This window comes from Streptomyces sp. NRRL S-31, from assembly GCF_000718775.1.
GTDB lineage: Bacteria > Actinomycetota > Actinomycetes > Streptomycetales > Streptomycetaceae > Streptomyces.
The window spans coordinates 19,733-45,498 of the sequence record NZ_JOCB01000072.1; the positions used below are offsets into that span (position 1 = coordinate 19,733).

Consider the following 25,766-nt stretch of genomic DNA (forward strand, 5'->3'; position numbering starts at 1 on the left):
GGTGCGGCACTCATTTGTATCTTCCACCAGACGGAATATTCCGTAGCGAAACAAACCGATAGGATCGCCCCATGCGCCGTTCGAAAATCGTCTGTACTCTCGGCCCCGCGGTCGACTCCCACGAAAAGCTCGTCGCCATGATCGAGGCGGGCATGAACGTGGCCCGGTTCAACTTCAGCCACGGCACCCACGCCGAGCACCAGGCGCGGTACGACCGCGTCCGGGCCGCGTCCAAGGAGACCGGCCGCCCCATCGGCGTCCTCGCCGACCTCCAGGGCCCGAAGATCCGCCTGGAGACCTTCGCCGAGGGCCCGGTCGAGCTGGAGCGCGGTGACGAGTTCGTCATCACGACCGAGGACGTACCGGGCGACAAGCACATCTGCGGTACGACGTACAAGGGGCTGCCGGGCGACGTCTCGCGCGGCGACCAGATCCTCATCAACGACGGCAACGTCGAGCTGAAGGTCGTGGACGTCGAGGGCCCCCGGGTGCGGACGATCGTCATCGAGGGCGGTGTCGTCTCCGACCACAAGGGCATCAACCTGCCCGGTGCGGCCGTCAACGTGCCCGCGCTCAGCGAGAAGGACGTCGAGGACCTGCGCTTCGCCCTCCGCATGGGCTGCGACATGGTCGCCCTGTCCTTCGTCCGGGACGCCAAGGACGTGCAGGACGTCCACCGCGTCATGGACGAGGAGGGCCGCCGGGTCCCGGTCATCGCCAAGGTGGAGAAGCCGCAGGCGGTGGAGAACATGGAGGACGTCGTCGCGGCGTTCGACGCGGTGATGGTCGCCCGCGGCGACCTCGCCGTCGAGTACCCGCTCGAGAAGGTCCCCATGGTGCAGAAGCGCCTGATCGAGCTGTGCCGGCGCAACGCCAAGCCGGTGATCGTGGCGACCCAGATGATGGAGTCGATGATCACCAACTCGCGTCCGACCCGCGCGGAGGCCTCCGACGTCGCCAACGCGATCCTGGACGGCGCCGACGCGGTCATGCTGTCGGCCGAGTCCAGCGTGGGCGCCTACCCGATCGAGACGGTCAAGACCATGTCGAAGATCGTCAAGGCGGCCGAGGAGGAGCTGCTGGCCAAGGGCCTCCAGCCCCTCGTCCCCGGCAAGAAGCCGCGCACGCAGGGCGGTTCGGTGGCCCGCGCGGCGGCCGAGATCGCCGACTTCCTCGGCGGCAAGGGCCTGATCGCCTTCACGCAGTCCGGTGACACCGCGCGCCGGCTGTCCCGCTACCGCGCGACCCAGCCGATCATCGCCTTCACCACGGACGAGGGCACCCGCAACCAGCTCACCCTCAGCTGGGGCGTGGAGTCGCACGTCGTGCCGTTCGTGAACAGCACCGACGAGATGGTCGAGCTGGTGGACCAGGAGATCGACCGGCTGGGCCGGTTCGACGCGGGCGACACCGTGATCATCACCGCCGGCTCGCCCCCCGGGGTCCCCGGCACCACCAACATGCTGCGCGTCCACCACCTGGGCGGCACCGACTGACGGAGGCCTCGAGGGTTCCGGACGGCACCGAGGGCGCCCCCCGCGACGGGGGGCGCCCTCGGTCTTTCGCGGCTCCCGGACCGGCTTGTGCGACCGCTCAGTCGGTCGTGTACAGGTGCATGCCGGGCACGTGCAGGTTGCCGCCGAACTGCGCGGCCTGCACCACCTTGACGTCGGTGAAGTAGATCAGCGGGATGTTCAGCGGGGGCGGGCTGTCGGGGCTGAACGTCACCGGGATCAGCCCGAACAGGTTGCCCGAGATGCTCTCGGTGTACATCACCGTGTCGCCGCCGGTGATGGTGGACGTGGAGCCCTTGGCCGCCTGGACGTGGTAGGTCTTGCCCGCCTGTTCGTCCTTGACCGTCTGGTGCAGGTCGCCGATGTCGGTCCCGCTGGAGATGACGTACTTCAGCACCTTCTTGGTGGTGCCGTTCGCCGCCTTCACCTCGACGATGCCCTGGTAGTCGGCGCCCTTGAGGAGCAGGGAGCTGGCGTTCAGGTACCAGGGGTCGTCCGCCACGAGCACCTTGTTGTCGACGCCGCCCTCGTCGTCCGTGGCGACCGGACAGCCGTCCGCGGAGGCGGACTCGCTCGCGGACGGGCTCGGCGTGGCCGGCGCGGTCGTGTCCCCGGCCTTGCCGGTGGCCTTCCCCGCCGTGTCCCCGGCCTTGTCCGTGGTCTTCCCGGCCGTGTCCTTGGTCTTGTCGGCGGTCTTCCCGGCCGTGTCCCCGGCCTCGTCGGCGGCCTTCCCCGCCGTGTCCCGCACGGTGTCGGAGGCGCTGCCGCCCGGTTTCCCGGCGCCGCCGGACGAGCCGCCCGCGGGGGACGACGACGCGGAGGCGGACGGCGTGGGGGTCGCGGACACCGTCGGGGTCGCGGCCGGCACGCCGGAGCCGGAGTCCTTGTGGCCGCCGGTGAGGATGTCACCGATCGTGTCGCCGATGGTGTCGAGGACGCCTCCGCCGGCACCGGTCTGCGTCCCGGCCGGGGCACCGCCCGAGCCCGAACCCGAACCCGAGCCGGACCCCGCGTCCGCCGAACCCGAGCCCGTCGAACCCGAGCCCGTCGAACCCGAGTCCGACTTGCCGGAGCCCGTCGAGTCCGACGATCCGGAGCCCGTCGAGTCCGACGATCCGGAACCCGCCGAACCGGAGCCCGTGGAGCCGGAGTCGGAGGAACCCGCCGTGTCGGCCGGCTCGGGCGCGGTCTCGTCGTCGGAACCTGAATCCGGCGAGGAGGGTGCGTCCGATCCGTGGGTCTGCTCGCCGGCGCCCGTCGGGGACGGTGTCGGCGAGGCGGGTGTGCTCTCCGGTGCGGACGGCGACGGCGAGGCCGAGGAGTCGGCGGAACCGCCCTCGCCGTCCAGCGCCTTGACGCAGTCCTTGTACTCGTCGGCCGTCAGGCTCTTCGCCGTCGACGACGGGGACGGGCCGCCGTTGTTGTCGGCGAGCGCGAACGTGGACGTGAAGCCCATGCCCACGAGTACCGCCGTGGGCATCGCCACGGAGGCTATGGCCTTGCCGGCCGGCATGTGGAACCTGTTGAACAGCGGCTTCCTGGGAGCCGCGTGGCGGGGCCCGGTTCTCGCACGGGGCCCGTCCGCGTCGGTCCCGCGGGTCACCTCGTCAGCCGGCACTGTGCCTCCCGTTCGCCCCGTTGGCCGGGTTCGTTCCTGACAGGTCGTTCGGCTCCTGAAGCCCGTGCACGCGCTGCTCCGGCAGGGGCGGCGCGGCGGGGAGACCGCCCTGGCCCGGTGCCGTGTGGGCCGGCGGCGTCGCTTGCGCGGGCACGCCCGGCGCCCAGGCCACGGCCATCGCCCCGCCGATCAGCGAGAAGAAGAACCCGACGACGAAGCCGCCCATGTTGGACATCGGGATGGAGACCAGCCCCAGCAGGATCGCCGCCACACCGGCGAAGACCCGGATGTGCTGCTGGAACCAGAGGATGATGCCGAGGACGATGAGCAGCACACCGATGATCAGGGAACTGGAGCCGCCGGGCGTCCCCATCGTCAAGGTGAGGTGGCCCAGCTGGAGGTGCCCGTACGGGAAGTAGAGGATGAGGAAACCGCCGAGCATGACGAACAGACCGGCCCAGAACGGACGCGCGCCCCGCCAGGCACGGAACTGCTGCCTCCGGCGGGTGAACTGGCCGGATGCGGCGGCAGGAGTCTCGGCGCTCATGGAAAACAGCTCCCTGGTGCGGCGTTGCTGTGGTGGTGATGTGTGCCGCGTGCGGGGACGCGGCCGGAGAGTGCGCGGGCGGGGGCGCCACCGGCTCCCCCGCCCGTCAGCGAGTGCTTAGTAGCACTCCTTGACACCCGTCGACAGCGACATCTTCAGGCCGCTGAGCTTGAAGGTTCCGGCGGTGGTCGCCCACGCCGTCTGCTTCACGCCGGACAGCGTGGCCTTGTCGGCCTGCTGCGCGAACCCGAAGGGGTTCGACTGCTCGCTGCCGCCCTTCATGCCCGGACCCTTGGAGGCGTCCCGGGCGGCCACACCGATGTCGATGTTGTCGAAGACCGCGTCGGCACTGAGGTCCTCGACATCGATGTAGATGTTGTCGGCCTGGACCTTCTCGTGGCCCGCGCCGCCGGCGCGCAGGATGAGGCTGACGTTGCCGAAGATCGGCACGTCCGGCGTGACGACGGACTGGCACAGGTTGGTGATCTCGGCGTGCTTGAACGCCGAGACGGCCACCGGGTGAGCCGTCTTCTTGCCGTCCAGCGTGTAGCCGCTGTCGATGGCGCCGTACTGCGCGAAACCGGTACCGACGAGCTGGTCGGCCGACACCTTGAACGACTGGCCGGACACGCTGAACGAGGCGGCGAGAGCGCCCTGCGCCAGGGCGACGCCTATACACGCCGTGGCGGCCACGCTGGGCACCATGACCACAGCGAACCGCTTCCATCTTGTCCCGCCACGCACCTGGGACTCCATATTTCCTCCTTCTCGGACGTACATCTCCTGGCCCGACTCGCCCCCGGTCGGCGGCTCAGCCGGGCAGGGATGGGAGAAGTGCTACGTCCTCGGGAAGGAGAGCGCCCGTACTCGAAAGGCGCACAACGCGCCCGAATCACCGGCGATCACCCCCGAGCGACAACCACTGGTCGCGCCTGACACGCATCACGCACAACCTTGCTGGGCAGGCTTCGCCGAGTCGGCGAAGACCCCCCTGCCCCAGAGCCGGCGCCACTGCCGCCGGCTCTGCTCGGTGGGGACCCAGAGTCTCCCGCGACCCGACCGGTTGCCGGGGTACGGGAATGGACCGAGCGTCGCCGATCGTGGTGCATTCTCGGCGTGGGCACAAGGGGGTTCGTTACTCGCTAGTAACGGCGGGATAACCGGAGGACGACCGACCGGTCTCGGAACGCCACACTCGGTGGCATCGCTGGGCAGAGCAAAGCCGTTGATCCCTGGACGAATCCCGACAGACCAACGGCCTCGATTTACTCGGAGTAACAGGGTCCGCGATTACCAAGATTTGGTAAAGCGCGGACCCTGACGCCTTGTCGGCCGATCCTTCACCCCGGCATCACAAGACGTGGTGTTCGAGGACCGGTCAGAAGAGCGCCCGCGCCAGGGCCCGGCGCGCGCCGATCACCCGGGGGTCGTCCGGACCCACGACCTCGAACAGCTCCAGCAGCCGCAGCCGTACGGCGTCCCGGTCGGCGCCCGCCGTGCGCTGCACGGTCTCGATCAGCCGCCCGAACGCGTCCTCGACGTGACCACCCACCAGGTCCAGGTCGGCCGCGGCGATCTGCGCGGCGGCGTCCTTGGGCTTCTCCGCGGCTTCCTGACGCACCTTCTGCGGGTCCATGTCCTGCACCCGCTGGAGCAACTCCGCCTGCGCGAGGCCCAGCTTGGCCTCCGGGTGGCCCGGGTCGTCGGCCAGCACGTTCTGGTACGCCCGGACGGCCCCGCCCAGGTCGCCGGCGTCCAGCGCCAGCGCGGCGGCGTTCAGCGCCGCGTCGTACGGGCCCTCCGTCGGCCCGGTGTTCGCCGCGCCGCCCGGTTCGGCGTCAGGGTCGACGGTCAGACCGGTCAGCCCGAAGCGCTGCTCGGCGACCGCCACCAGCTGGTCCAGGGTCTGCCGGATCTCCGCCTCGCCGGCCGCCCCCTGGAAGAGCGGCAGCGCCTGGCCCGCGACGACCGCGAACACGGCCGGGATGCCCTGCACCCCGAACTGCTGCATCAGCATCTGGTTGGCGTCGACGTCGATCTTGGCGAGGAGGAAGCGACCGGCGTACTCGACGGCCAGTCGCTCCAGGACCGGGCTCAGCTGCTTGCAGGGCTGACACCACTCGGCCCAGAAGTCGATGACGACCGGGACTTCGGCGGACCGCTGGAGGACGTCCCGCTCGAACCCCGCCTCATCGACGTCGATGACGAGATCTGCCGGGGAGACGGCCCCCGTCCCGCCCTGCCGGGCGGCTTCGGCGCGCGCCTGCTCGGCCTTGGCCTTGGCCTCCTGGGCCGCCTTCACCGCGGCGAGGTCGACGACACCGCTCATGGACATGTTCCGTGGCTGCATGCGTCTATCCTCCCCCGATCCGGCGCCTGAGTGAAAAAGCGATGTGCGGCGCCGGGTCCCCACCCCACGCCTGACGGTCGTCGCCCGTGTACGTCCCTCACAGGCTTTCGCTACGACCCGTAGCGTAATGCCATCGGGGCACCCCGCGACACCACACCCCGGTGATCTCCCTCACGGCGCCACAGGACCCGCCGGTTATGGTCGTGGCATGCAGAGCCGCACCCCCGCCAGCCGTACCGGACGCCCGCGCAGCGCCGCGGCGGACGCCGCGATCCTGGCCGCGACCCGGGAGGCTCTGGTCGAACTCGGCTGGTCCGGGATGACCCTGGGAGACGTGGCGACGCGGGCCGGGGTCGCGAAGACGACGGTGTACCGCCGCTGGGCGGGCAAGGGCGAGCTGGTCACCGACGCCCTCGCCACCCTCTTCGACGAACTGGTCCTGCCGGACCGGGGCAGTCTGCGCGCCGATGTGGAGGGCGTGGTGCTCCAGTTCGCCGCGCTGCTGGAGCAGCCCGCGACCAAGACGGCGCTGATGGCGGTGGTCTCGGAGGCCACCCAGGACGAGGCGCTGCGGCAGCGGCTCCGGGAGAAGATCGTGGCCCGGCAGAAGCGGCTGGTGGTCGAGGGCCGCCGACGCGCCCAGCGCCGGGGGGAGATCCCCGCGGACGCGACCGACCCGGCCCCGCAGATCGACCTGATCTTCGACATGATCGCCGGGGCGGTGGTGCACCGCACCCTGGTCTCCGGCGAACCAGTGGACGGCGACTGGGCGGCCCGGTTCACCGCGGTCCTGCTGGACGGCCTGGCCGCGCTCGGCGGCTGATCCGCGCCCGCGCCCGTGCCCACGAAGGGCGAACGGGCCGGCGGAGATGCTCCGCCGGCCCGCCACACGGCTCCCGGAAGCCGTCAGAAGCCCGCGGGCTCCGTGTAGACGCCCCACTCGTCGCGCAGCACCCCGCAGATCTCGCCCAGCGTCGCCTCGGCGCGCACCGCGTCCAGCATGGGCCCGATCATGTTGGAGCCGTCCCGCGCGGCGGCCAGCATGCCGTCCAGGGCGGCCCGTACGGCGCCCTCGTCCCGTGCCGCCTTGCGCCCGGCGAGCGCGCGCACCTGCTCCCGCTCCACCTCGTGGCTGACCCGCAGGATCTCCAGGTCCCCGGTCACCGACCCGGTATGGGCGTTGACGCCCACCACCCGCTTGTCGCCCTTCTCCAGCGCCTGCTGGTAGCGGAAGGCGGATTCGGCTATCTCGCCGGTGAACCAGCCGTCCTCGATCCCGCGCAGGATGCCCGAGGTGACGGGCCCGATCGGGTGCCGGCCGTCCGGGTGGGCCCTGAGGCCCCGCTCCTTGATCTGCTCGAAGATCTTCTCCGCGTCCGCCTCGATCCGGTCGGTCAGCTGCTCGACGTACCAGGCACCGCCGAGCGGGTCGGCCACGTTGGCAACCCCGGTCTCCTCCATCAGCACCTGCTGGGTGCGCAGCGCGATCTCCGCCGCCTGCTCGCTGGGCAGCGCGAGGGTCTCGTCCAGTGCGTTGGTGTGCAGCGAGTTGGTCCCGCCGAGCACGGCGGCCAGCGCCTCGACGGCCGTACGCACCACGTTGTTGTACGGCTGCTGCGCGGTCAGCGAGACACCGGCGGTCTGCGTGTGGAACCGCAGCCACTGCGCCTTCTCGGTCTTCGCCCCGTACACGTCCCGCATCCAGCGGGCCCAGATGCGCCGGGCCGCCCGGAACTTGGCGATCTCCTCGAAGAAGTCGACGTGGGCGTCGAAGAAGAAGGAGAGACCGGGGGCGAAGACGTCCACGTCCAGCCCGCGGCTGAGCCCCAGCTCCACGTAGCCGAACCCGTCGGCCAGCGTGTACGCCAGCTCCTGCGCGGCCGTGGAACCGGCCTCGCGGATGTGGTAGCCGGACACCGACAGCGGCTTGTACGCGGGGATGCCCGCCGCGCAGTACTCCATCAGGTCGCCGATCAGCCGCAGGTGCGGCTCCGGCTGGAAGAGCCACTCCTTCTGCGCGATGTACTCCTTGAAGATGTCGGTCTGGAGGGTGCCGTTGAGCACGCCCGGATCGACCCCCTGGCGCTCGGCGGCGACCAGGTACATGCAGAAGACGGGCACGGCGGGGCCGCTGATGGTCATGGAGGTCGTCACGTCCCCCAGCGGGATGTCCTTGAACAGCACCTCCATGTCGGCGGCCGAGTCGATGGCGACCCCGCAGTGCCCGACCTCGCCGAGCGCGCGCGGGTCGTCGGAGTCGCGGCCCATCAGCGTCGGCATGTCGAAGGCGACGGACAGACCCCCGCCGCCGGCGGCGAGGATCATCTTGTACCGCTCGTTGGTCTGCTCCGCGTTGCCGAAGCCGGCGAACTGGCGGATCGTCCAGGTGCGCCCGCGGTAGCCGGTCGGATGGAGCCCGCGCGTGAAGGGGTACTCCCCGGGCCAGCCGATCCGCTCGAATCCCTCGTACGTGTCACCCGGCCGTGGCCCGTACACCGGCTCCACGGGGTCGCCGGAGAGCGTGGTGAAGTCCGCGTCGCGCTTGCGCGCGGCGTCGTAACGGGCCTGCCAGCGTCGGCGGCCCTCCTCGATGGCGTGAGCGTCCATGCACTCGAATTTACTTGGACGTCCTAGTAAATGTCGATGGCAGACCGCCGTACGGCGTCCGTACGGCGGTGGGAGCTACGCCTTGGCGACGGCCGGAGCCGGGGCGTCGGTCCCGGTCTCCAGCTCGTGGCTGATCTTCCGCTCGACGAAGAAGGCGGCGGTGGGGATGGTGCCCGCGAGGAGTACCCACAGCTGCTTGCCGACCGGCCACTTCGCCTTGGAGCCCAGGTCGAAGGCGAAGACCAGGTACACGACGTACAGCCAGCCGTGGGCGATGGCGACGACCCGCGTGAAGTCGGAGGCACCGCTCATGTCCAGCCCGTACTTCGCGATCATGCCCAGGCACAGCAGCACCAGCAGGACACCCGTGGTGTAGGCGAGGACGCGGTAGCGGGTCAGCACGCTCTTTTTCATGGAGTCGAGCGTAACGACCCGTTCCGGGAGATCTTGTCCCGGGTCACTCCGTGGCGAAGTCGTGTGCCGCGATCCGCAGCGGACGGAGCATCGCGAAGATCTCCCGGCACTCGTCCGTGTCGTACACGCCGAGCCCGAACTCCATGGCCATCAGGTCGCGGGTGGCCGCGTCGACCACCTCGCGGCCCTTCTCGGTGATCACGGCCAGGGTGCCGCGGCCGTCGTTGGGGTTGGGGCGCTTGGCGACCAGCCCGGAGCGCACCAGCCGGTCCACGGTGTTCGTCACCGACGTCGGGTGCACCATCAGCCGCTCACCGATCTTGGACATCGGCAGCTCGCCGGCCTTGGAGAAGGTCAGCAGCACCAGCGCCTCGTAGCGGGCGAACGTCAGCCCGTACGGCTTGACCACCGCGTCCACCTCCGCCAGCAGGATCTGCTGGGCGCGCATGATCGAGGTGATCGCGGCCATGGACGGCACGTTTCCCCAGCGCTGCTTCCAGAGCTCGTCGGCGCGGGCGATGGGGTCGAAGGGGAGGCTGAGAGGCTTCGGCACGTCATCAGACCCTACCGGCCGGTCATATGCCGGTCAGCTCCGTCTCGGCTTTCGGTCGCCCGGCACCCCGCGCACCCGGCCCGGCCGACCCCCTCCACGGCTGCCCGCACCCCCCGTGACCTGCGCCGCGGCCCCGGCACCTGGCCGGTCCGGCCCTCTCCACGGTGACAGACCACTCACCGGCGTCCGCCGGCGCCCGCGACGGCCCGGGACCGCTCCCCGCCACCCCCGGGAGCCCGCGTCCACGGGCGACCGGGGTCCACCCATCCGAAGGAATAGAAAAAGAGCGCCTGGTTGACATCGGCCGCCACCGCCACCCGTACGGGGCGGTGGCGGCCTGGCGGTGCCCTGCCCGGCCGGCCCCGGCTCCGGGGACCAGGGGGTTTCGTTCGGACGCCCGGAACGGGAGAACCCCGGCCGCCGGGGGCCGGGGTTCCACGGGGTGCGGTCGCGGTTACCGCGCCAGGTACCGCTCGACGGTCTCCACCTTGGAGGTGAGCCCGTCGGTCACACCGGGCCGGATGTCGGCCTTGAGGACGAGCGACACGCGCGGGGCGCGCGCCTCCACGGCGGCGACGGCGCGCCTGACGACGTCCATGACCTCGTCCCACTCGCCCTCGATGGAGGTGAACATGGCGTCGGTGCGGTGGGGCAGGCCCGACGCGCGGACCACGCGCACGGCGTCGGCGACGTACTCCCCCACGTCCTCGCCGACGCCGAGGGGCGTCACGGAGAAGGCGACGATCATGCGTTCACCACGCCTTCCTGACGGGCCCGGACGGCGATGACGGCGTCCTCGGCCTCGCGGCGCAGCTTGCGCTCGGCGAAGAAGCCGCCGGTGGGCAGCACCGAGAGGACGAAGTAGAGGGCGGCCGTGCCCAGCGACCACTTGGCGCGGTTCCAGGCGTCCGCCCAGAAGATCACGTACAGGACGAAGAGGACGCCGTGGATCGCGCCCATCACGGGGACCGCGTTGAAGTCCGTGGTCCGCTTGAGCACCGAGCAGACGAGCAGGATCAGGAAGGACACGGCCTCCGGGGCCGAGACCAGGCGGAGACGGCGGAGGGCGGTGGCGGTCTTGATGTCCACGGGTCACCTTCGGTGGGAGTGTCGACGACGGTCTGCCGGTTACGGACTGCCGGTTTGTGAACGCACGCACAAGCGTCCCCCCATTGTGACAAACCGCGCCCGTAGGGGTCCGCTCAGGGTCGGTGTCCACCCGCGGGCCCTGTTCCGTCCACCCGCCCGGCCGCTACTTTCGCAGCGTGGCGATGTTCCGGCTCCAAGGGAGCAAGGTGCTCGCCGTCGACATGACCGGGGACGCCGTGAAGGCGAAGAACGGCTCGATGGTCGCGTACGACGGTGAGATGGCCTTCAAGAAGCTGAGCGGCGGCGGCGAGGGGCTGCGCGGGATGGTGACGCGCCGGCTCACCGGCGAACAGATGACGGTGATGGAGGTGAAAGGGCACGGGACCTGCTGGTTCGCCGACCGGGCGACCGAGATCAACCTGGTCACCCTGCGGGGGGACAGGCTGTACGTCGAGGCGGGCAACCTGCTGGCGACGGACGCCGCCCTGCGGACGGGCACCACGTTCACGGGCCTGCGCGGGGCCTCGCAGGGCAACGGCCTGTTCACCACGACCGTGGAGGGCCACGGCCAGGCGGCGATCGTCTCCGACGGCCCGGCGGTGGTGCTCCGGGTCAGCCCGCAGTACCCGCTGATCGTCGACCCGGGCGCCTATGTCGCCCATCAGGGTGATGTCCGGCAGTCCTTCCAGTCCGGCGTGACGTTCCGCACGCTGCTCGGGGAGGGCGGCGGCGAGGCCTTCCAGATCCGCTTCGAGGGCGACGGACTGGTGTACGTGCAGCCGAGCGAGCGGAACACGATCGCGGGGGACCTGTGAGATGACCTTCCGGGAGATCAACTCGAAGATGGTGGAGGCGACCGTGCTGCCGGGGCAGCGGCTGTTCAGCCAGCGCGGCGCGATGCTCGCCTACCGGGGCGAGGTGTCCTTCACGCCCAGCGTCCAGGGCGGCCAGGGCGGGGTGATGTCCATGATCGGGCGCCGGGTGGCCGGCGAGGCGACCCCCCTGATGACCGTGGAGGGCAGCGGCACGGTCTTCTTCGGGCACGGCGGCCACCACGTCCATGTGATCGCCCTCTCCGGCGACACGCTCTACGTCGAGGCCGACCGGCTGCTCGCCTTCGAGGGCACCCTGCGGCAGGGGACGATGTTCATGGGGTCCCAGGGCGGGGTCATGGGCCTGGTGCGGGGGCAGGTCACCGGGCAGGGCCTGTTCACGACGACCCTCCAGGGGCACGGCTCGGTGGCCGTGATGGCGCACGGCGGCGTCTTCGAGGTCCCCGTCACCCCGCGGCGCCCGGTCCACGTCGACCCCCAGGCGTACGTCGCCCACCACGGCGACGTCCGCAACAGGCTGTCCACCGCGCTCGGCTGGCGCGACATGGTGGGCCGCGGCTCCGGCGAGGCCTTCCAGCTGGAGCTGAGCGGCAGCGGCACGGTCTACGTCCAGGCGTCGGAGGAGAAGCTGTGAGCACCTACGGAACCCCGGGCGCCGGACCGGTCGTGTACGACCCGACGACGCTGCCCGCCGACGACAACGTGAACGCCTACACCTTCTGCGTCGAGCTGCGGAGCGGACAGTGGTTCCTCCAGAAGGGGAAGATGATCGCCTACTACGGGGCGATCGAGTTCAACGGCATCGGGCACGGGCGCCTGGACCGGCTCGTCCGCACCTCCTTCCATTCGCCACTGCACGCGAGCGACTGGGTCGTGGCGGAGGGCTCCGGCAAGATGCTGCTGGCGGACCGGGCCTTCGACGTCAATTCCTATGACCTGGACGACGGGAACTTGACCATTCGCGCAGGCAATCTGCTCGCTTTTCAGCCAAGTCTGACACTGAAGCAATCGATCGTGCCGGGTTTTCTGACCCTCCTCGGAACCGGCACGTTCGTGGCCGCATCCAACGGTCCGGTGGTGTTCATGGAACCCCCGCTCCGGGTGGACCCCCAGGCGCTCGTCGGCTGGGCCGACTGCCCCTCCCCGTGCCATCACTACGACCACGGGTACCTGACGGGTGTACTGGGCGGACTACGTGCGATGACGGGCCTCGGCGGGGCCTCCGGCGAGGAGCACCAGTTCGAGTTCGCGGGCGCGGGGACGGTGCTGCTCCAGTCGACGGAGACCCTCATGGCCGAGGTGGCGACGGGGGCGGTGCCGCCCGAACCGGGGGTTCCCGGCAGTGGCGCAACGGCACCGCTCGGACACGGTCAGCAACCGTCGGGCGCACCGCGCCTTCCCGGACAGCTCGGGGACCTCCAGCGTCGCTTCGGGCTGTGAGCGGTAGTCTGCGGAGTGTGACATCGAACGCGTGCGCACCGTCACACCATCCGAAGTAGTTCGCCATTCAACTTCTTAGGTAGACTTCATTCATGGAGACCGAGACGGCCACGCGCTGGCTGACCGATGCGGAGCAGTGCGCCTGGCGCACCCACCTGGAGGTCAACAGGCTGTTGACGTATCAGCTCGAGAAGGACCTCCAGCCGTTCGGCCTGACAATGAACGACTACGAGATCCTGGTGAACCTGTCCGAGTCGGAAGACGTGCGGATGCGGATGAGCGACCTGGCGTCCGCGACCCTCCAGTCCAAGAGCAGGCTCTCGCACCAGATCACGCGCATGGAGAACGCGAACCTGGTGCGCCGGGAGAACTGCGACACGGACCGGCGGGGGCTCTACGCCGTGCTCACGGATCACGGCATGGAGATGATGAAGAAGGTCTCCCCGCATCATGTGGCATCGGTGCGGCGGCACTTCATCGACCTGCTGTCGCCCGACACGCTGGCCGAACTGGACAAGGCACTCAGGCCGATCGCCGAGCACCTGAGGGGACAGCGGGGGCGTCCCTGACCTTCCCGCGCGGCCGGGCCCGGGACGGCCGTTGCCCGCCCGGCGGGTACGCGGTCGTCGGCGCCGGGCCCTGAGGCTCCGCCGACCGGGTGCGGAGCCCGCCGCGCACCGGCACAGCCGGGCGGCCGGCGGGTGAACGCCCTCCGGCCCCGCAGCCGACCGGACCGCCGGGAAGGCGGCCCCGGCCGGGTCCCCGACCGGCGGACCGGAGCCCGCGAGCACACCGGCCGGCGCCGGACCGGAGCCCGAGGGCGCACCGGCCGGCGCATGACCGGAGGCGCACGGCATCCCTTCGGCGCCCCGCGCCAGGTCACGGACCCGCCACAACGGCACCCGGCCGGGCAGCGGCTCGCCCCATCCCGCCGGACGCCCCATCCCGCCGGACGCCCCGCCCCGCCGGACGGCCCATCCCACGGGACGCCCGCCACCCGGCCCGGCGGGGGGCCCGGCCCGGCCGGGAGCCCCGCTCGGCGAGGGGCCTGGACAGGCGCGGGCAGGGGGCCGTGCGCGTCAGCGCATGACCGGAGGCGCACGGCACCCCTTCGGCGCCCCGCGCCAGGTCACGGACCCGCCACAACGGCACCCGGCCGGGCAGCGGCTCGCCCCATCCCGCCGGACGGCCCATCCAACCGGACGGCCGCCACCCGGCCCGGCGGGGGGCACGGACAGGCGGGGAGCCCGGGCGGGCGCGCGGTAGGGGCCGTGCCGCGTCGGCGTGCGGGGGGTGGCGGTGCATGACGGCCGCCTGGCCGCCTGCGCGAGCATGCGGGGGGACGGGGGCGTGATTCCCGCCGTCCGGCCCGCTTGGCTCGTCCGGCCCGCTTGGCTCGTCCGGCCCGCTTGGCTCGTCCGGCCTGTCGGGCCCGTCGGCCCGGGTGCTCGCTCCCCGCGGGAGAATCGCCGGTCGGGAGACCGGAGGCCGTCGGCCCGTCAGTTCTCCGTGAGCCCCGCCACCAGTTCGTCCGCCGCGCGGTACGGGTCCAGTTCGCCGGTGACGATCCGCTCGGCGAGGGCGCTGAGACGGCGGTCGCCGTGCAGGTCGCCGATGCGTTCGCGCAGCGCGGTGACGGCGATGGTCTCCACCTCGCGGGCCGCGCGGGCCCGGCGCCGCTCGGCGAGCACGCCCCGCTCCTCCATCCAGGCCCGGTGCTTCTCCAGGGCCTCCACCACCTCGTCCACGCCCTGCGCGCGGGCCGCGACCGTCTTCACGATCGGCGGGCGCCAGTCGCCGGGGCCACGGGCCTCGCCCAGCCCCAGCATGTGGTTCAGCTCGCGGGCCGTGGCGTCGGCGCCGTCCCGGTCGGCCTTGTTGACCACGTAGACGTCCCCGATCTCCAGGATTCCGGCCTTCGCCGCCTGGATCCCGTCGCCCATGCCGGGGGCCAGCAGCACCACGCTGGTGTCCGCCTGGGAGGCGATCTCGACCTCGGACTGGCCCACGCCGACCGTCTCGACCAGGATCACGTCGCAGCCCGCCGCGTCCAGCACCCGGATGGCCTGGGGCGCCGCCCAGGCCAGCCCGCCGAGGTGGCCGCGGGTGGCCATCGAGCGGATGTAGACACCGGGGTCGGAGGCGTGGTCCGACATCCGGACCCGGTCACCGAGCAGGGCGCCGCCGGAGAACGGGGACGAGGGGTCGACGGCCAGGACGCCGACCCGTTTGCCCTGCTTGCGGTACGCGGTGACGAGCGCGGAGGTGGAGGTCGACTTGCCGACGCCGGGCGAGCCGGTCAGGCCCACCACATAGGCGTTGCCGGTCAGCGGCGCCAGCGCCGCCATGACCTCCCTGAGCTGCGGTGACGCCCCCTCCACAAGGGAGATCAGCCGGGCCACGGCCCGCGGCCGGCCTTCCCTGGCCTGGGCCACCAGAGAGGAGACGTCCTGCATCACAGCTCCGTTCACTTCACCGACGTACCGGAAAACAACCGGACCCGAAACAGCGGACCCGAAACGGCCGGACCGGAGACGATCCGGACCGGAACCGGTCCTGCGGCCCTCAGGCCTTCGGCACCCGCACGATCAGGGCGTCGCCCTGGCCGCCGCCACCGCACAGCGCCGCCGCGCCGACCCCGCCGCCGCGCCGCTTGAGCTCCAGCGCCAAGTGGAGCACGAGCCGGGCGCCGGACATGCCGATCGGGTGACCGAGGGCGATGGCGCCACCGTTCACGTTCACCTTTTCGGTGGAAACGCCGAGGTCCTTGATTGACTGCACGGCGACGGCGGCGAATGCCTCGTTGATCTCGATGAGGTCGAGGTCGGAGACCTCCAGGCCGTCCTTCTTCAGGGCGTGCAGGATGGCGTTGGACGGCTGCGACTGGAGGCTGTTGTCCGGTCCGGCCACATTGCCGTGCGCGCCGATCTCGGCGAGCCACTCCAGGCCCAGCTCCTCGGCCTTGGCCTTGCTCATCACGACCACGGCCGCCGCGCCGTCGGAGATCTGCGAGGAGGTGCCCGCGGTGATGGTGCCGTCCTTGGTGAAGGCCGGGCGCAGCTTGCCGAGGGACTCCGTGGTGGTGTCGCCGCGGATACCCTCGTCCTTGCTGAACAGCACCGGGTCGCCCTTGCGCTGCGGGATCTCCACCGGCGTGATCTCGGCCTCGAACAGGCCGTTCTTCTGCGCGGCGGCGGCCCGCTGGTGGGACTGCGCGGCGATCTCGTCCTGCTCGGCGCGGCCGATGCCGAGGCGGGTGTTGTGCTTCTCGGTGGACTCGCCCATCGGGATGTTCTCCCACGGGTCCGTCAGGCCGTCGTAGGCCATCGCGTCGAGCATCTGGACGGCGCCGTACTTGTAGCCGTCGCGGGACTTGGGCAGCAGGTGCGGGGCGTTGGTCATGGACTCCTGGCCGCCCGCCACGACGATGTCGAACTCGCCGGCGCGGATCAGCTGGTCCGCGAGGGCGATGGCGTCCAGGCCGGACAGGCACACCTTGTTGACGGTGAGCGCCGGGACGGTCATCGGGATGCCGGCCTTGACCGCGGCCTGGCGGGCCGGGATCTGCCCGGCGCCGGCCTGGAGCACCTGGCCCATGATCACGTACTGCACCTGGTCGCCGCCGATCCCCGCACGGTCGAGGGCGGCCTTGATCGCGAAGCCGCCCAGGTCGGCTCCGGAGAAGGACTTCAGCGAGCCCAGCAGCCGCCCCATGGGCGTCCGGGCGCCCGCGACGATCACTGAGCTGGTCGTTCCAGAAGACATGAGGTGCGATCCCCTTCCAGCTACGCAGAGCCGAGGAGTGAACGAGGGTTTACTTCGAATGTACTGAGCGGTTGGACACGGCGTCATCGGCCTGTCGGTGTGATCGCGCGCACGTTGCGTAACCACCCCGGGAGCGCTGCACTGAGTCCATGCTGACGCGAATCGACCACATCGGGATCGCCTGCCACGACCTCGACGCCACCGTCGAGTTCTACCGGGCAACGTACGGCTTCGAGGTGTTCCACACCGAGGTCAACGAGGAGCAGGGGGTGCGCGAGGCCATGCTCAAGATCAACGGGACGTCGGACGGCGGCGCCTCCTACCTCCAGCTGCTGGAGCCGGTCCGCGAGGACTCCACCGTCGCCAAGTGGCTCGCGAAGAACGGGGAGGGCGTCCACCACATCGCCTTCGGCACGGCGGACGTGGACACCGACTCCGAGGAGATCCGCGGCAAGGGCGTACGGGTGCTGTACGACGAGCCGCGGCGGGGCTCCATGGGGTCGCGGATCACCTTCCTGCACCCCAAGGACTGCCACGGTGTTCTCACAGAACTCGTCACATCGGCGCCTGTTGAGTCGCCCGAGCACTGACCCCCGTACATAAGGGCCGGTAGGGTTGGGGGCGGTCGTCCCGGAAACGGGGACGACCGCATGCCGGGGTCCGGGTTTCGGGGGACGAGCGTCGGGGCAGCAGCCCGTGCTCCGCCGTTGATCTGACACCATTCCCCGGGGGCCCCGTCCGGCGGATGGACGGAGCTCGTTGGAGAAGCCGACCAGGGGACGGATGGGACCGCGCAGTGCGGGGCTACGAGAGCCAGGAGCGAGAGCCGGCGGCTGACGTCGACCACCTCTCTCGGTTCGAGGCCGAGATGAAGCGGCTGAGGACCGAGCGGGAAAAGGCGATCCAGCACGCCGAGGACCTCGGCTACCAGGTCGAGGTACTGCGCGCCAAGCTGCACGAGGCGCGCCGGACGCTCATGACCCGGCCCGCCTACGACGGCGGTGACCTCGGGTACCAGGCCGAGCAGTTGCTGCGCAACGCCCAGATGCAGGCCGAGCAGTTGCGCCAGGACGCCGAGCGGGAGCTGAGCCAGGCCCGGGCGCAGACCCAGCGCATCCTCCAGGAGCACGCCGAACAGGCCGCCCGGCTCCAGACGGAGCTGCACCAGGAGGCGGTGACCCGGCGCCAGCAGCTCGACCAGGAGCTGGCCGAACGCCGTGCCACCGTCGAGTCGCACGTCAACGAGAACGTGGCCTGGGCGGAACAGCTGCGGGCCCGCACCGAGCAGCAGGCCCGCCGGCTGCTGGACGAGTCCCGCGCGGAGGCCGAGCAGGCGATGGCCGCCGCCCGCGCGGAGGCCGAGCGGCTGACCCGGGAGGCCCGGGAGCGGCTGCGGAACGACGCCGAGGCGGCCCGCGCGGAGGCCGAGCAGATCCTGCGCCGCGCCCGCGCGGACGCCGAACGACTGCTCAACGCGGCCTCCACGCAGGCGCAGGAGGCCACCGACCACGCCGAGCAGCTGCGCACCGCCACCGCCACCGAGTCCGACGCCGCCCGCCGGCAGGCCGCCGAGCTGAGCCGGGCCGCCGAGGAGCGGATGGCGGCGGCCGAGGAGGCGCTGCGCAAGGCGCAGTCCGAGGCCGAGAAGGTGGTCACGGAGGCGAAGGAGGCCGCCGCCAAGACCCTGTCGAGTGCCGAGGCCGCCAACGAGACGCGGACGCGCACGGCGAAGGAGCAGGTCGCCCGGCTGGTCGAGGAGGCCACCAAGGAGGCCGAGCACACCAGGTCCGAGGCCGAGCAGCTGGTCGCCGACGCCCGCGCCGAGGCCGAGAAGCTCGTCGCCCAGGCCGCCGAGAAGGCGCGCTCGATCACCGCCGAGGAGACGGCCACCCAGCTGTCCAAGGCGGCCAAGACCGCCGAGGACGTGCTCAACAAGGCGTCGGAGGACGCCCGGCGGACCACCCGGGCCGCCGCCGAGGAGGCCGAGCGGATCCGCTCGGAGGCCGAGGCCGAGGCGGACCGGCTGCGCGCCGAGGCGCACGACATCGCCGAGCAGCTCAAGGGCGCGGCGAAGGACGACACCAAGGAGTACCGGGCCAAGACGGTCGAGCTCCAGGAGGAGGCCCGCCGGCTGCGCGGCGAGGCCGAGCAGCTGCGTGCCGACGCGGTCGCCGAGGGCGAGTCGATCCGGGCCGAGGCCCGCCGCGAGGCCGTCACCCAGATCGAGGAGGCGGCCAAGTCCGCCGAGGAGTTGCTGGCCAAGGCCAAGGCGGACGCCGACGAACTGCGGCGGACCGCGACCGCGGACAGCGAGAAGGTCCGTACCGAGGCCATCGAGCGGTCCACCGGTCTGCGCCGGCAGGCCGAGGAGACCCTGGAGCGCGCCCGCGCGGAGGCCGAGCGGCTGCGCGCGGACTCCGCCGAGCGGGCCGAGACGGTCGCGGCGGACGCCGAGCGGGCCGCGCGGGAGCTGCGCGAGGAGACCGACAGGGCCGTCGAGGCCCGACGGGCCGAGGCCGCCGAGGAACTGACCCGCCTTCAGGGCGAGGCGCAGGAACGGCTGGCGTCGGCCGAGCAGGCGCTGGCGGACGCCCGCGAGGAGGCCGCCCGCATCCGCCGGGAGGCCGGCGAGGAGGCCGAGCGGCTGCGCGCGGAGTCCGCCGAGCGGATCCGTACGCTCCAGCAGCAGGCGGAGGCCGAGGCCGACCGGCTGCGCGACGAGGCCGCGTCCGACGCGTCCGCGTCCCGCGCCGAGGGCGAGGCCCTCGCCGTACGGCTGCGCTCGGAGGCCGCCGCCGAGGCCGAGCGGCTGAAGGCGGAGGCCCAGGACACCGCCGACCGGGTACGGGCGGAGGCGCAGGCCGCCGCCGAACGGCTCGGCGCCGAGGCGTCCGAGACGCTGGCCGCCGCCCAGGAGGAGGCCGCCCGACGGCGCCGGGAGGCCGAGGAACTCCTCGGTGCCGCCCGCGAGGAGGCCGACCAGGAGCGGCAGCGGGCCCGCGAGCAGAGCGAGGAGCTGCTGGCCTCCGCCCGCAAGCGGGTCGAGGAGGCGCAGGCCGAGGCGACCCGGCTGGTGGAGGAGGCCGACCGGCGTGCCACCGAGATGGTCGCCGCCGCCGAGCAGCACGCGCAGCAGGTCCGGGACTCCGTCGCCGGGCTGCACGAGCAGGCCCAGGAGGAGATCGCCGGGCTGCGCTCGGCCGCCGAGCACGCGGCGGACCGGACGAGGCGGGAGGCCGAGGAGGAGGCGGACCGGGTCCGCGCCGACGCCTACGCCGAGCGCGAGCGGGCCAGCGAGGACGCCTCCCGGATCCGCCGCGAGGCGAACGAGGAGTCCGAGGCGGCGAAGGAGCTGGCCGAGCGGACGACGGCGGAGGCGATCGCCGAGGCCGAGCGGCTGCGCGCGGACGCGGGCGAGTACGCGCAGCGGGTGCGCACCGAGGCGTCGGACGCGCTGGCCGAGGCGGACCAGGCGGCGGCGCGTACCCGGGCGGACGCCCGCGAGGACGCCAACCGCATCCGCTCCGACGCGGCCACCCAGGCCGACACCCTCATCACCGAGGCCCGCAGCGAAGCCGAACGGCTCCAGAACGAGACCGTCGCCGAAGCCGACCGCGTCCGCACGGAGGCGATCGCCGAGGCCGAACGGCTGCGCACCGAGACGGCCGCCGAGGTCGAGCGGCTGCTCGGGGACGCCACCGGCGACGCCGAGCGGCTGCGTGCCGAGGCCGCCGAGACCGTCGGTTCCGCCCGGCAGCACGCCGAGCGGGTGCGGGCGGACGCCGAGCAGCTCAAGGCGGACGCGGAGGCGGCGGCCGAACGGCTCCTGGGCTCCGCCCGCGAGGAGGCCGAGCGGACCCTGGACGAGGCCCGCAAGGACGCCAACAAGCGGCGTTCGGAGGCGGCCGAGCAGGTCGACACGCTCATCACGGAGACCGCGGCCGAGGCCGACAAGCTGCTCGGCGAGGCGCAGCAGCAGGCGCTGAAGACCACGGCGGACGCCGAGTCGCAGGCCGACACGATGGTCGGCGTGGCCCGCAGCGAGGCCGAGCGGATCGTCTCCGAGGCGACCATCGAGGGCAACTCGCTGGTGGAGAAGGCCCGGACGGACGCGGACGAGCTGCTGGTCGGCGCGCGCCGGGACGCCACCGCGATCCGGGAGCGCGCGGAGGAGCTGCGCGACCGCATCACCACCGAGGTCGAGGAGTTGCACGAGCGGGCCCGCCGCGAGGCCGCCGAGACGATGAAGTCCACCGGCGACCGGTGCGACGCGCTCATCAAGGCCGCCGAGGAGCAGCTGGCGAAGGCCGAGGCGAAGGCCAAGGAGATGGTCTCGGACGCCGATTCCGAGGCGGGCAAGGTGCGGATCGCCGCCGTCCGGAAGGCGGAGGGGCTGCTCAAGGAGGCCGAGCAGAAGAAGGCCCGTCTGGTCAAGGAGGCCGAGGAGCTGAAGGCGGAGGCGATCCGGGAGGCCCGCAGTACGGTGGAGGAGGGCAAGCGGGAGCTGGAGATCCTGATGCGCCGGCGCGAGGACATCAACGCCGAGATCTCCCGCGTGCAGGACGTCCTGGAGGCGCTGGAGTCCTTCGAGGCCCCCTCGTCGGGCAAGGACGGCGGAGTCAAGGCCGGTGCCACGGTGGGTGCACCCCGTTCGGGTGGCAAGTCGTCAGAGAGCTAGCGGGCGGAGTGTGTTGCAGTGTTGTGTGGAGGCTTTGCCCAGCTCCTCGACGGTCCCCCCGGGGGTCGGCTGCTCGAAAGACGTGCCATTCTCCAGATCAACACCGTATCCGCTCGATGACACACCGCTTCGGCCCCTAGGATTCCCCCTATCACCTCACCGGTCTCATTCGACAGGAACCCCATGAGCGACACTTCCCCCTACGGCTTCGAGCTTGTGCGGCGTGGGTACGACCGCGCTCAGGTGGACGAACGAATCTCCAAGCTCGTCTCCGACCGTGACAGCGCTCTCGCCCGCATCACCGCCCTGGAGAAGCGCATCGAGGAGCTGCACCTCGAAACGCAGAACGCCCAGGCCCAGATGACGGACGCCGAGCCGTCCTACGCCGGTCTCGGCGCGCGCGTCGAGAAGATCCTGCGGCTGGCCGAGGAAGAGGCCAAGGAACTGCGTGAGGAGGCGCGGCGGGCGGCCGAGCAGCACCGCGACCTCGCCGAGTCGGCGGCCCAGCAGGTCCGCAACGACGCCGAGACGTACGCGGCCGAGCGCAAGGCCAAGGCCGAGGACGAGGGCGTCCGGATCGTCGAGAAGGCCAAGTCCGACGCCACCCAGCTGCGGGCCGAGGCGCAGAAGGACGCGCAGTCCAAGCGCGAGGAGGCGGACGCCCTCTTCGAGGAGACCCGCGCGAAGGCCGCGCAGGCCGCCGCCGACTTCGAGACGAACCTGGCCAAGCGCCGCGAGCAGTCCGAGCGTGACCTGGCCTCGCGTCAGCAGAAGGCCGAGAAGCGCCTCGCCGAGATCGAGCACCGGGCGGAGCAGCTGCGCCTGGAGGCGGAGAAGCTGCGCACCGACGCCGAGCGCCGGGCCCGCCAGACGGTGGAGACCGCCCAGCGCCAGGCCGAGGACATCGTGGCCGACGCGAACGCCAAGGCCGACCGCATCCGTTCGGAATCCGAGCGGGAGCTGGCGGCGCTCACCAACCGCCGCGACAGCATCAACGCCCAGCTGACGAACGTCCGCGAGATGCTCGCCACGCTGACCGGTGCCGCGGTGGCCGCGGCCGGCACGTCGACCGACGACGAGTCGGTCTCCCGGGGTGTTCCGGCGCAGCAGTCCCGGTAGCCGTACGGCACGGTGATCCCCGAGAGGGGCGGTGGGACCCGGTCCCGCCGCCCCTTTCGCGTGCGCGTGGCGTGGAACGTGGAAAGGGAACGCGGGGCGTGCGGGGGACGCGCGGCGTGCGGGGGACGCGGTCGCCGTGACCGGCCGTGGAGACCCCCGGCACGGCACCCCCGTCGGCCGGTCCCTCCGCATCCGTGTCCCGTCCGCCCGGCGCCCTGCGGCACCGCCCCCGCCGATCGAGGGGGCTGGAGCACACCCCGGCCGCTCCGGTGGCGGCCCCGCGGAGGCCGACCTAGCGTGGCCGCATGATCGAGCTGGACGGGCTGACCAAGCGGTACGGCGAGAAGGTGGCGGTCGACCACCTCACCTTCTCCGTGCGACCGGGTGTGGTGACGGGCTTTCTGGGCCCCAACGGCGCCGGGAAGTCGACGACCATGCGGATGATCCTCGGGCTCGACCACCCCACCGCCGGAGACGTCCGCGTCGACGGCCGGCGCTACGACCGGCTCAAGGACCCGCTGACGTACGTCGGCGCCCATCTGGACGCCAAGGCCGTGCACGGCGGCCGGAGCGCCTACCAGCACCTGCTCTGCCTCGCGCAGAGCAACGGCATCCCGCGGAGCCGGGTGGCCGAGGTGCTGGAGACCGTCGGGCTCACCGCCGTGGCCCGCATGAAGGCCAAGGGGTTCTCGCTGGGCATGGGGCAGCGGCTGGGGATCGCGGGCGCGCTGCTCGGCGATCCACGCATCCTGATGTTCGACGAGCCGGTGAACGGGCTCGACCCGGAGGGCATCCACTGGATCAGGAACCTGATGAAGTCGCTGGCCGCGCGGGGCCGGACGGTGTTCGTCTCCAGCCACCTGATGAGCGAGATGGCGCTGACCGCCGACCACCTGGTGGTCATCGGGCAGGGACGGCTGCTGGCGGACACCTCCATGGCCGACTTCATCCGGACGAACTCCCGGTCCTACGTCCGGATCCGCTCCCCGCAGCGCGAGCGGCTGCTCGACGTGCTCCACCAGGCGGGGATCACCGCCGTGGCGGCGGGCGACGGGGCGCTGGAGGTGGAGGGCGGCAAGACGGAGCAGATCGGCGGGCTGGCCGCGCGGTACGGGCTCGTGCTGCACGAGCTGAGCCCACGGCAGGCGTCGCTGGAGGAGGCGTTCATGCGGCTGACGGCACAGGCGATGGAGTACCACGCGCAGACCGGGCCCGCCGGGGTCCGGCAGGACTGGGACGCCGGCTGGAAGGGAGCCTGAACCATGGCGGCCGTACACGTCATCCGGTCCGAGTGGACCAAGATCCGGTCGGTGGCCTCCACGCTGTGGACGCTGTCGCTGGCCCTGGTGGTCACCGTCGCCGTCGGGACGCTGGTCTCCGCGCTGTCGGACAGCCGGCTCGGGAACGTGCCCGCGCGCGAGCGGCCGGCCTTCGATCCGACGGTGGTCAGCTTCGCGGGCATGACCCTCGGCCAGCTCGCGATGATCGCCTTCGGGGTGCTGGTCGTGTCGAACGAGTACAGCACCGGCATGATCCGGCTCTCGCTGGCCGCCGTGCCGCGACGCGGGACCTTCCTGTTCGGCAAGGTGGCGGTGGCCACGGCGCCGGCGCTGGCCGTCGGACTGGTCACCAGCTTCGCCGCGTTCTTCCTGGGCCAGGCCGTGCTCGGCCCCCGCCGGGCCGGCATCGGCGACCCCGGGGTGCTGCGCGCGGTCTGCGGCGGCGGGCTGTACATGGCGCTGATCGCGGTGTTCTCCATGGGGGTCGCCGCGATGCTGCGCTCACCGATGCTGTCCCTCGGCATCCTGATGCCGTTCTTCTTCCTGGTCTCCAACGTCCTCGGCAACGTCGACGCCACGAAAAGGATCGGCCGGTTCCTGCCGGACCAGGCGGGCAGCCGGATCATGCAGGTGGTGCCGCGGGCCGGTGACGACACGCCCTACGGCCCGTGGGCCGGGCTCGGGATCATGGTGCTGTGGGTGATCGCCGCGCTGGCCGGCGGCTACGTGCTGCTGCGGCGCCGGGACGCCCAGTAGTCCGGAATCGTCACCCTCGGGAGGCCACGGCTTTACTTTCTCTTGGCCGGAACCGTCAGCGCCTGGATATCCTCCTAACCCTTACGGGGGCGTGTGCCCTGCTGTCCTGAACCTCTGATGGGTGCGGAGCATGATCGAGGCTGTCGGCCTGACCAAGCGCTACGGCGACAAGACCGCCGTGTACAACCTTTCCTTCCGGGTGCGGCCGGGAGCCGTGACCGGCTTCCTGGGGCCGAACGGCTCGGGCAAGTCCACGACGATGCGGATGATCCTCGGGCTGGACAACCCCACCTCCGGGTCGGTCACCATCGGCGGCTACCCGTACCGCAAGCTGCCCAACGCCCCCCGGCAGGTAGGCGCGCTGCTCGACGCCAAGGCCGTGCACGGCGGCCGGACCGCCCGCAACCACCTGCTGAGCCTCGCCCAGCTGTCGGGCATCCCGGCCCGGCGGGTGGACGAGGTGCTCGGCGTGGTCGGCCTCCAGGGCGTGGCCGGAAAGCGCTCCAAGGGCTTCTCGCTCGGCATGGGCCAGCGCCTCGGCATCGCCGCCGCGCTGCTCGGCGACCCGCAGGTGCTGCTCTTCGACGAGCCGGTCAACGGCCTCGACCCCGAGGGCATCCTCTGGGTCCGCAACCTGATGAAGGCCCTGGCGGCCGAGGGCCGTACGGTCTTCGTCTCCTCCCACCTGATGAGCGAGATGGCGCTGACCGCCGACCACCTCATCGTCATCGGGCGCGGCCAGCTGCTCGCCGACATGAGCGTGACGGACTTCATCTCGGCCAACTCCGCCGACTTCGCGCGCGTGCGCACCCCCGACACCGAGCCGCAGCTGCGCGAGAAGTTGTCCGCGGCGCTCACCGAGGCGGGCGGGCACGTGCTGCCCGAGCAGGACGGCGCGCTCCGGGTGACCGGGCTGCCGCTGCCGCGCATCAGCGACCTCGCGCACGAGGCGGACGTCCGGCTGTGGGAGCTGTCCCCGCACCAGGCGTCGCTGGAGGAGGCGTACATGCGGATGACGCAGGGCGCCGTGGACTACCGCTCGACCGCCGACCAGAAGGCGGGCCTCCAGCAGCCGCTGCCGCCCGGCGCCCAGCCGCCCGCGCCGGTCCCCGGCCAGGGCCAGCCCGGCTGGTACGCCCCGCCGCCGCCCCAGCAGGGCGGCCGGCCCTTCGCGATGCCGGCCCCGCCCGCGGGCCCTTACGG

Annotated in this window: 23 protein-coding genes; 12 read left to right on the forward strand and 11 right to left on the reverse strand. The window is 71.9% G+C overall.

Going from position 1 to position 25,766, the window contains the following annotated elements; translation table 11 throughout:
* Positions 1 to 71: 71 nt before the first annotated feature.
* The gene (pyk, locus tag IF37_RS0125690; protein WP_030747078.1) at positions 72 to 1,496 is read left to right on the forward strand and encodes a pyruvate kinase; all 1,425 of its coding nucleotides are present in this window, start codon (positions 72 to 74) and stop codon (positions 1,494 to 1,496) included.
* Between the two features lie 97 nt (positions 1,497 to 1,593).
* Here the strand turns inward: pyk and IF37_RS0125695 are convergent, their stop codons facing one another.
* The 4 genes from IF37_RS0125695 to IF37_RS0125710 form a co-directional block, all read right to left on the reverse strand.
* Positions 1,594 to 3,027: a membrane-bound hydrophilic protein gene (locus IF37_RS0125695; protein WP_037857034.1), complete on the reverse strand. Its 1,434-nt coding sequence runs from the start codon at positions 3,025 to 3,027 to the stop codon at positions 1,594 to 1,596.
* A gap of 94 nt (positions 3,028 to 3,121) precedes the next feature.
* Positions 3,122 to 3,679: a DUF6114 domain-containing protein gene (locus tag IF37_RS0125700; RefSeq protein WP_030747084.1), complete on the reverse strand. Its 558-nt coding sequence runs from the start codon at positions 3,677 to 3,679 to the stop codon at positions 3,122 to 3,124.
* A gap of 117 nt (positions 3,680 to 3,796) precedes the next feature.
* Complete coding sequence (locus IF37_RS0125705) at positions 3,797 to 4,435, reverse strand: DUF6230 family protein (RefSeq protein WP_030747087.1); 639 nt, start codon at positions 4,433 to 4,435, stop codon at positions 3,797 to 3,799.
* Positions 4,436 to 5,057: 622 nt separating this feature from the next.
* On the reverse strand, positions 5,058 to 6,029 hold the full coding sequence (locus IF37_RS0125710) for a tetratricopeptide repeat protein (RefSeq protein WP_037857026.1): 972 nt from the start codon (positions 6,027 to 6,029) through the stop codon (positions 5,058 to 5,060).
* Between the two features lie 208 nt (positions 6,030 to 6,237).
* Between IF37_RS0125710 and IF37_RS0125715 the strand changes: the two genes are divergently transcribed.
* Complete coding sequence (locus IF37_RS0125715) at positions 6,238 to 6,852, forward strand: TetR/AcrR family transcriptional regulator (protein ID WP_030747094.1); 615 nt, start codon at positions 6,238 to 6,240, stop codon at positions 6,850 to 6,852.
* Positions 6,853 to 6,935: 83 nt separating this feature from the next.
* Here IF37_RS0125715 and IF37_RS0125720 read toward each other — a convergent pair whose 3' ends face one another.
* The 5 genes from IF37_RS0125720 to IF37_RS0125740 all read right to left on the reverse strand — a co-directional run bounded on the left by IF37_RS0125720 (position 6,936) and on the right by IF37_RS0125740 (position 10,692).
* Entirely contained in the window at positions 6,936 to 8,636 is a 1,701-nt protein-coding gene (locus tag IF37_RS0125720; protein ID WP_030747097.1) for a methylmalonyl-CoA mutase, read from the reverse strand.
* A 75-nt stretch (positions 8,637 to 8,711) separates the two neighbouring features.
* A complete protein-coding gene (locus IF37_RS0125725; RefSeq protein WP_030747100.1) occupies positions 8,712 to 9,050 on the reverse strand; it encodes a DUF3817 domain-containing protein in 339 nt (112 codons plus the stop codon).
* Positions 9,051 to 9,093: 43 nt separating this feature from the next.
* Positions 9,094 to 9,603, reverse strand: a complete 510-nt coding sequence (locus IF37_RS0125730) for a MarR family winged helix-turn-helix transcriptional regulator (protein ID WP_030747102.1) — start codon at positions 9,601 to 9,603, stop codon at positions 9,094 to 9,096.
* A 454-nt stretch (positions 9,604 to 10,057) separates the two neighbouring features.
* Entirely contained in the window at positions 10,058 to 10,351 is a 294-nt protein-coding gene (locus IF37_RS0125735; RefSeq protein WP_030747103.1) for an MTH1187 family thiamine-binding protein, read from the reverse strand.
* Complete coding sequence (locus tag IF37_RS0125740) at positions 10,348 to 10,692, reverse strand: DUF3817 domain-containing protein (RefSeq protein ID WP_030747105.1); 345 nt, start codon at positions 10,690 to 10,692, stop codon at positions 10,348 to 10,350. The genes IF37_RS0125735 and IF37_RS0125740 overlap by 4 nt, the downstream gene beginning before the upstream one ends.
* Positions 10,693 to 10,874: 182 nt before the next feature.
* Between IF37_RS0125740 and IF37_RS0125745 the strand changes: the two genes are divergently transcribed.
* The 4 genes from IF37_RS0125745 (at position 10,875) to IF37_RS0125760 (ending at position 13,534) form a co-directional block, all read left to right on the forward strand.
* Positions 10,875 to 11,507, forward strand: coding sequence for an AIM24 family protein (locus IF37_RS0125745; protein ID WP_030747109.1), 633 nt, complete (start codon positions 10,875 to 10,877; stop codon positions 11,505 to 11,507).
* A 1-nt stretch (position 11,508) separates the two neighbouring features.
* Positions 11,509 to 12,159 (forward strand): AIM24 family protein, encoded by a 651-nt coding sequence (locus IF37_RS0125750; RefSeq protein ID WP_030747111.1) that lies wholly within the window; start codon positions 11,509 to 11,511, stop codon positions 12,157 to 12,159.
* Positions 12,156 to 12,965, forward strand: coding sequence for an AIM24 family protein (locus tag IF37_RS0125755; protein WP_030747113.1), 810 nt, complete (start codon positions 12,156 to 12,158; stop codon positions 12,963 to 12,965). The genes IF37_RS0125750 and IF37_RS0125755 overlap by 4 nt, the downstream gene beginning before the upstream one ends.
* Positions 12,966 to 13,057: 92 nt before the next feature.
* A complete protein-coding gene (locus IF37_RS0125760; protein ID WP_030747115.1) occupies positions 13,058 to 13,534 on the forward strand; it encodes a MarR family winged helix-turn-helix transcriptional regulator in 477 nt (158 codons plus the stop codon).
* A gap of 930 nt (positions 13,535 to 14,464) precedes the next feature.
* Here IF37_RS0125760 and meaB read toward each other — a convergent pair.
* Both meaB and IF37_RS0125770 read right to left on the reverse strand, forming a co-directional pair.
* On the reverse strand, positions 14,465 to 15,421 hold the full coding sequence (meaB, locus tag IF37_RS0125765; protein ID WP_030747121.1) for a methylmalonyl Co-A mutase-associated GTPase MeaB: 957 nt from the start codon (positions 15,419 to 15,421) through the stop codon (positions 14,465 to 14,467).
* A gap of 109 nt (positions 15,422 to 15,530) precedes the next feature.
* Positions 15,531 to 16,730, reverse strand: coding sequence for an acetyl-CoA C-acetyltransferase (locus IF37_RS0125770; protein WP_030747124.1), 1,200 nt, complete (start codon positions 16,728 to 16,730; stop codon positions 15,531 to 15,533).
* 149 nt (positions 16,731 to 16,879) lie between these two features.
* Here IF37_RS0125770 and mce point away from each other — a divergent pair, with 149 nt between their 5' ends.
* The 6 genes from mce to IF37_RS0125800 all read left to right on the forward strand — a co-directional run.
* Complete coding sequence (gene mce / locus IF37_RS0125775) at positions 16,880 to 17,320, forward strand: methylmalonyl-CoA epimerase (RefSeq protein ID WP_030747126.1); 441 nt, start codon at positions 16,880 to 16,882, stop codon at positions 17,318 to 17,320.
* A gap of 206 nt (positions 17,321 to 17,526) precedes the next feature.
* Positions 17,527 to 21,408, forward strand: a complete 3,882-nt coding sequence (gene scy / locus IF37_RS0125780; RefSeq protein ID WP_030747128.1) for a polarized growth protein Scy — start codon at positions 17,527 to 17,529, stop codon at positions 21,406 to 21,408.
* Positions 21,409 to 21,591: 183 nt separating this feature from the next.
* Positions 21,592 to 22,527, forward strand: coding sequence for a cellulose-binding protein (locus IF37_RS0125785; RefSeq protein ID WP_030747131.1), 936 nt, complete (start codon positions 21,592 to 21,594; stop codon positions 22,525 to 22,527).
* Positions 22,528 to 22,832: 305 nt separating this feature from the next.
* The gene (locus tag IF37_RS0125790) at positions 22,833 to 23,786 is read left to right on the forward strand and encodes an ABC transporter ATP-binding protein (RefSeq protein ID WP_030747134.1); all 954 of its coding nucleotides are present in this window, start codon (positions 22,833 to 22,835) and stop codon (positions 23,784 to 23,786) included.
* Between the two features lie 3 nt (positions 23,787 to 23,789).
* Positions 23,790 to 24,563 (forward strand): ABC transporter permease, encoded by a 774-nt coding sequence (locus tag IF37_RS0125795; RefSeq protein WP_030747136.1) that lies wholly within the window; start codon positions 23,790 to 23,792, stop codon positions 24,561 to 24,563.
* A 130-nt stretch (positions 24,564 to 24,693) separates the two neighbouring features.
* On the forward strand, positions 24,694 to 25,766 hold a 1,073-nt coding region (locus IF37_RS0125800), incomplete at its 3' end, for an ABC transporter ATP-binding protein (protein WP_030747139.1).